4 protein-coding genes are annotated in these 6,140 nt (G+C 63.1%); 3 read left to right on the forward strand and 1 reads right to left on the reverse strand.

The genetic code is table 11. The annotated features are described in order from the left end of the window. Position 1 precedes the first annotated feature (1 nt). Positions 2 to 910, reverse strand: a complete 909-nt coding sequence (locus tag J2Y63_RS26370) for a LysR family transcriptional regulator (RefSeq protein WP_435268495.1) — start codon at positions 908 to 910, stop codon at positions 2 to 4. A gap of 110 nt (positions 911 to 1,020) precedes the next feature. On the opposite strand from J2Y63_RS26370, the gene J2Y63_RS26375 reads away from it, so the two are divergent. From J2Y63_RS26375 to J2Y63_RS26385, 3 genes are all read left to right on the forward strand, one after another. Continuing rightward, positions 1,021 to 2,367, forward strand: a complete 1,347-nt coding sequence (locus J2Y63_RS26375) for an MmgE/PrpD family protein (protein WP_435268496.1) — start codon at positions 1,021 to 1,023, stop codon at positions 2,365 to 2,367. An 87-nt stretch (positions 2,368 to 2,454) separates the two neighbouring features. Beyond that, entirely contained in the window at positions 2,455 to 3,966 is a 1,512-nt protein-coding gene (locus J2Y63_RS26380) for an ATPase domain-containing protein (protein WP_435268508.1), read from the forward strand. A gap of 28 nt (positions 3,967 to 3,994) precedes the next feature. Continuing rightward, positions 3,995 to 5,998: an ATP-binding protein gene (locus J2Y63_RS26385; RefSeq protein ID WP_435268497.1), complete on the forward strand. Its 2,004-nt coding sequence runs from the start codon at positions 3,995 to 3,997 to the stop codon at positions 5,996 to 5,998. Positions 5,999 to 6,140: the final 142 nt, after the last annotated feature.

A 6,140-nucleotide genomic window follows, 5' to 3' on the forward strand; every position in this document is an offset into this window, starting at 1 on the left:
ATCAGGCCGCCCAGCCGGCAATGTTTTGCAGGAAAAGGCCGGCCGTCTTGGGCAGCGGGTGTTTTTCACCGCTGATCAGGCAATAGGTGACCGGCAGCTCCGGCTCAAGGTCGATGAAGCGCAGCGGCAGGTTGGCAAATTCCCGGGCGATCAGATCGCCGACCAGCGCGATGCCGAGCCCTTCCGCGGCCAGCGCGCAGGCACTCGCCACCGAATGCGCTTCCAGAAGCGGCCGCTGCCTGAGACCATGTTGATAGAACAGTGCTTCAAGCTGGTGTCGAACCGGCCGTTCCCGGTTGAGCACGATCAGGTCCTGCCCCTTCAGATCCGAAATCGAAAGCGATGCGCGATCGGCAAAGGGATGATCCGTATGGAGCGCGCAGACGACGCGGGACGGCAGGAGCCTTTCCTGCCGCAAGGCGGGCGTTGCAAACGGCAGGCGCGCGAAACCGATATCCGCTTCGCCATCGGCGACCATGCGCTCGATTGCCAGATAGCTTCCCGACGCGATCTCCACCCGCATCGGGCCGTTTGCCGACAGGAAGGCGCGGATCATCTTCGGCACCGCCGTCGAGGATAGGCTTGCGGGGAAAGCGAGCCTCAGCAGCATGTCGCGCGAGCGGCCGTTTTCCAGCTCGATCGCCGCGGTCTTCAGCGCGCGCAGCCGGTCTGAAATGGCGCGGATCTCCGGTCCCAGCTGCAAGCCTTCGCGCGTCGGCGACAGGCGGTTCTTGTCCCGGTCGAACAGGCGCACGCCGAGATAGTCTTCGAGCTGCTGGAGCAGGCGGCTGGCATTGGACTGCGAAATGCCGATCTCGGCAGCAGCCGCAATAGTCGAGCCGGTCGCGGCAATGGCGTCATAGGCTTCGATATGCTTCAGGCTGATCGCCGCATTCTCCGCTTTCGCCATGAACACCCCAATTCCTCGATAGACCTACCGCAAAACCGCATAAGATTGTGGCTTGCTGAAAAGTCGAACACTTTCGCCCGCGAACCAAGCCTAGCGAGAGACATTCGTCAATGACCAGCCTTCTTCCCGAAATCGCGCGCCGCCTTTCGCTGCGAACCACATTTTCCGAGATCGCGATGGAACGTGCCCGCGATGCCGTCATCGACACGCTCGGCTGCATGATCGCCGGCGCTAGCGATCCGGCCGTGCAGGCCGTTGCCGGTGCCTTTGGTGGCGAGCTGTCCGCTAGCGGCAATCATTGGCTCGTCATCGGCGGCGCAGCACCCTCCTCGCTGGCCGCCCTGGTGAATGGGACGGCGGCGCATGCGCTGGACTTCGACGACAATTTCCACCCCGCCCGGGCGCATGCCTCCGCCGTCCTCGTCCCGGCCCTCCTTGCCGTGGCGGGAGCAGGCCACGCCACCAGCGGCCGGCGCTTTCTGGAAGCCTACCTGACCGGACTGGAAGCCCAGGCCGCCGTCGGCTTCGGCGTCAATCCCTCGCATTACAACAGAGGCTGGCACGGCACGTCGACCGTCGGTACGATCGGCGCTGCCGCGGGCGTCGCCCGCCTGCTGGGCGCCGGTATCGAGCAGACCGCCCAGGCGATGAGCCTCGCAACCTCGATAGCCTGCGGCCCCAAGGGCCAATTCGGCACGCCGGCCAAACCGCTTCATGCCGGCATAGCCGCGCGCAACGCCGTCGAGGCCGCCCGCCTTGCGCTTGCCGGCAGCGCCGGCCGGCTCGATATTCTGGAGAGACCGCAAGGTTTTCTCGATCTCTTCGGCGGCGACGAACCGCGAGGCTGGGCAGATTGGCATCCGGAGGACGCGCATGTCATCGAGACACGCGGCCTCGTCACCAAACGCCATCCTTGCTGCGCCTCGACCCATCGGGCAATCGACGCGCTTCTCGACCTGAAGCATGAGCACAATCTGACAGCGGCGGACATCGTGCGCATCGAAACGAAGGTCGGACTCTCCGCCATACGCAACCTTGTCTATCGCGAGCCGGAGAACGGCATGCAGGCCCGATTCTCGATGCACTATTGCCTGGCGACGGCTTTGGTGAATGACGGGCTCAGCCTGAAGGATTTCGAACCTTCCGCCCTGCATCGCCCACAGATCCAGGCGCTAATGAGCCGGATCGAAATGACATCCTACACGGCGGAAGAGGAACGCGGCCACGAGCGCCTGCCCCACCACGTCACCGTCACCTTGAAAGATGGAACCGTCCTGCGCCACGCGCGCCTGCATGCCAAAGGCTCGCGCGAGGATGCGCTGGACGCGGATCAAAGGCGGCGAAAGTTTGCGGACTGCCTGGAATGGGGCGGGTATGATGCAGACGACCACCTTTACGATCGACTTCTTGCGCTACCAAGCCTGTCGTCGATGAACGAGGCACTCCCGTCAATGTAACCAAAATTGGACATTCGTGCTGCCTCGCCGCTGTTGCCATGTGACGGTCCGGCTCTATGTATCGCCCGACGCGATAGAGGAAGATGCATGGGCGAAACCACACAAACAAAGGCACTTACGGGCGTTGAAGGGCTTGACGATGTCCTGGCCGGCGGCCTGACGCGCCGTCACGTTTTTCTTCTCGAAGGATCGCCCGGCACGGGCAAGACAACGATTGCGCTGCAATTTCTGCAGGAGGGCGCGGCGCGTGGAGAGAAGTGTCTCTACATCACGCTGTCCGAGACCGAGGAAGAACTGCGCGACAGCGCGGCCTCGCACGGCATGGTCATCGCGGATGCAATCAAGATCTTCGAACTCGTGCCGCCGGAAAGCCTGCTGGACGAAGACCAGCGCCAAAGCCTGCTCTACTCCTCTGATCTGGAGCTTGGCGAAACGACAAAGATGATTTTCGAGGCTTTCGAGACCCTGCAACCGAACCGGGTGGTGCTCGACAGCCTCTCCGAAATCAGGCTTCTGGCACAAAGTTCGCTGCGCTATCGCCGGCAGATCCTGGCCCTGAAACACTTCTTCTCGAAGACTGGCGCCACCGTCCTGCTGCTCGACGACATGACCGCGGATAACCTCGACAAGACTGTCCATAGCATCGTGCATGGCGTAATCCATCTGGAGCAGCTCGCACCCAACTACGGCTCTGAAAGACGTCGCTTGCGGGTGACGAAATACCGTGGGCAGGCCTTTCGCGGGGGATACCATGATTTCGTCATCAAGACCGGCGGCGTGGCCGTTTTCCCGCGGCTGCGCGCGGTAGAACATCGGGCGAGCTTCGAGCGCGATACGCTGAAAAGCGGCATTGTTCAGTTCGACCAGTTGCTTGGCGGCGGCATTCAGCGCGGATCAAGCACGCTCCTCATCGGCCCGGCAGGCACGGGCAAGAGCCTCTTTACACTGCAATTCGTCAAGGCTGCCGTGCAACGGGGAGAAAAGGCGGCAATCTTCATCTTCGACGAAGAGCTGGGACTGCTGTTCTCCCGCACGAAGGCCATGGACCTTGATCTGGAAGAGTACCAGCGGGATGGGCTGATCCATATCGAGCAGCTCGATGCCGCCGAGCTGTCGCCCGGGGAATTCACCCAACGCGTCCGCGACCGCGTCGCGAGTTTCGATGCGAAGACGGTCGTCATCGACAGCGTCAACGGCTACCAGGCATCAATGCCGGAAGAAAATGCGCTCATTCTCCACATGCACGAGCTGCTGCAATACCTCAATCGCCAGGGCACCAACACGTTCGTCACGGTCGCCCAACACGGCCTCGTCGGGGACATGAAATCGCCGGTGGATGTGACCTATCTTGCCGATACCGTTATTCTTTTGCGCTATTTCGAAGCGCTTGGAAAAGTCAGGCGCGCGGTCTCGGTTATCAAGAAGCGCACCGGCTGGCACGAAGATACCATCCGTGAATTCCGCATCGGCAATACCGGGCTGGTGTTGGGCGAACCGCTTTCCGGCTTCCAGGGGGTTTTGCGCGGCGTGCCGACCTTCGTCGGCGAAAGACAGCCGTTGCTGACATCCGCAAAAGAGGGCCAGGACGATTCCCAGTAGACACGCCTTCGCCCTTATCCACGCCCCGATGGGACGCGATGCCCAGATCGCCGCCTCGCTCCTGGTCGAAGCCGGAATCCCGTCGAAGACGGCTGGCGATCTCCAAACCTTCATCGACGCGCTCAATGAAGACACCGCCTTCGTGATTATCACCGAAGAGGCGCTTCGCTCATCCGACCTTCGGCAGATTTCAAGCTGGATAGAGACGCAGCCAAGCTGGTCTGACCTCCCCTTCATCATCCTCACGCATCGCGGCGGGGGGCCGGAGCGCAACCCTGCCGCCGCAAGGGTTTTGGAGACGTTGGGCAATGTGAGTTTCATCGAACGGCCGTTCCACGCCACGACATTCGTGAGCGTCGCGCGCTCGGCGCTGCGCGGTCGCCGGCGGCAATATGAGGCCCGGCTGTGCATCGAAGCCCTGGACGAAGGGGAAAGACGGCTTCAGACCGCCCTGGAAGCGGGCCGGCTGGGTGCCTGGGAGCTCGACCTCGCCACCTCCGCCTTGACGACGTCGCCGACCTGCCGCGCCGTCTTCGGGCGCGATCCGGAGGAGACGTTCAGCTATGCGCAACTCCTCGCCGGCATTCACCCGGACGACCTGGAGCGAATGAAAGCCGCGGTAAAGGCGACCATCGAGACGGGAGCGGATTACGCGATCGAGTATCGCACGATCTGGCCGGATGGCTCCGCGCATTGGGCGGAAATCAGGGCGCAGCTCTACCGGGATCGAAGCGGCAAAGCCGTAAAAATGGTCGGCGTGTCCTCTGATATCACCGCCCGGATGCGATCGGAGGAACACCAGCGCCAGCTTAACGAAGTGCTCGAGGAGCGGGTGGCGGAGCGCACGGCCGAGCTGCACGAAGCCCATGCGGTCGTGATGGCCGAAGTGGCACAGCGCGAACATGCCGAAGAACAGCTCCGGCAGGCCCAGAAGATGGAGGCAATCGGCCAGCTGACAGGCGGCGTCGCGCACGATTTCAACAATCTGCTGATGGCCGTGCTGGCCAATCTGGAATTGCTGCGAAAACACACCGGCGACAATCCGAATGCCATCAGGCTGATCGACGGCGCCCTCCAGGGCGCCAGGCGTGGCGCATCCTTGACGCAGCGGCTTCTCGCCTTCGCCCGCCGCCAGGACCTTCACATCGGTTCGGTCGATCTCGGCAGACTGGTGCGGGAAATGGCCGACCTGATGAAGCGCTCCGTGGGCACCAGCGTCGTCATCGAAACCGCCATTCCCGACGACCTTGATCCGGTGCTCGCCGATTCCAACCAACTGGAACTGGCCTTGCTCAACCTCGTCGTCAATGCGCGCGATGCCATGCCGGACGGCGGCACCATCCGCATCGGCCTGACCGAGCAAGAGCTGGCGCACCGGGAAGACGAGCTCGCGCCGGGGCGCTACGGCGTTCTGTCGGTGACCGACCAGGGCCATGGCATGGATGAGGAAACGTTGCAGAAGGCGATCGAGCCGTTCTTCTCGACGAAGGAACTCGGCAAGGGCACGGGGCTGGGATTGTCGATGATCCACGGCCTGGCGCTACAGCTGAAGGGCCGATTGCGGCTGATCAGTTCGCCTGGAAAAGGCACGACCGCCGAACTCTGGGTTCCCGTCTCGAAACAAGCGCCCGCCCAGCCCAGCGAACCGGCGCCCTCCCCGCAAGGCCGCAACTCCGGCCCCAAGCGCATCCTGCTGGTGGATGACGATTTCCTGATCGCCATGAGTTCGGTCGACATGCTGGCCGACCTCGGCCATGAGGTCGTGGAAGCGCATTCCGGCAGGGACGCGCTCGAACGGCTGAAGCAGGACGGCCCCATCGATCTCCTGATAACGGACTATTCCATGCCGGAGATGAACGGCGGCGAACTCGCAAAGGCCGCGCGCGCCCTGTTCCCGGACCTGCCCATCCTGATCGCGTCGGGATATTCCGAACTGCCGGCCGAGCTTGGCTTCGAAGTCGCGCGCCTTGGAAAACCTTACACGCAACAGCAGCTCGCGCTGGAAATCTCCAAGGTCCTCGATACCGCATAGGACAATGCCGAAGCGGCGCGGGCGGGGCCCGGGGGGGGGCCCCGCCCCCCGGGGGCCGGGGGGTGGGGGGGGCGGGGTTTTGAGATAAATAGGCGCGCGGCGTAGGCCCCCGTTGCCAGAGAACGGAGGGCGGGGGGTGGTA

The organism is Shinella sp. BE166, from assembly GCF_051201095.1.
Lineage (GTDB): Bacteria > Pseudomonadota > Alphaproteobacteria > Rhizobiales > Rhizobiaceae > Shinella > Shinella lacus.

Coding starts and splice junctions, on each gene's coding strand:
- J2Y63_RS26370 (WP_435268495.1), bottom strand. CDS start 910: ATGGCGAAAGCGGAGAATGCGGCGATCAGCCTGAAGCATATCGAAGCC.
- J2Y63_RS26385 (WP_435268497.1), top strand. CDS start 3,995: ATGGGACGCGATGCCCAGATCGCCGCCTCGCTCCTGGTCGAAGCCGGA.
- J2Y63_RS26375 (WP_435268496.1), top strand. CDS start 1,021: ATGACCAGCCTTCTTCCCGAAATCGCGCGCCGCCTTTCGCTGCGAACC.
- J2Y63_RS26380 (WP_435268508.1), top strand. CDS start 2,455: ATGGGCGAAACCACACAAACAAAGGCACTTACGGGCGTTGAAGGGCTT.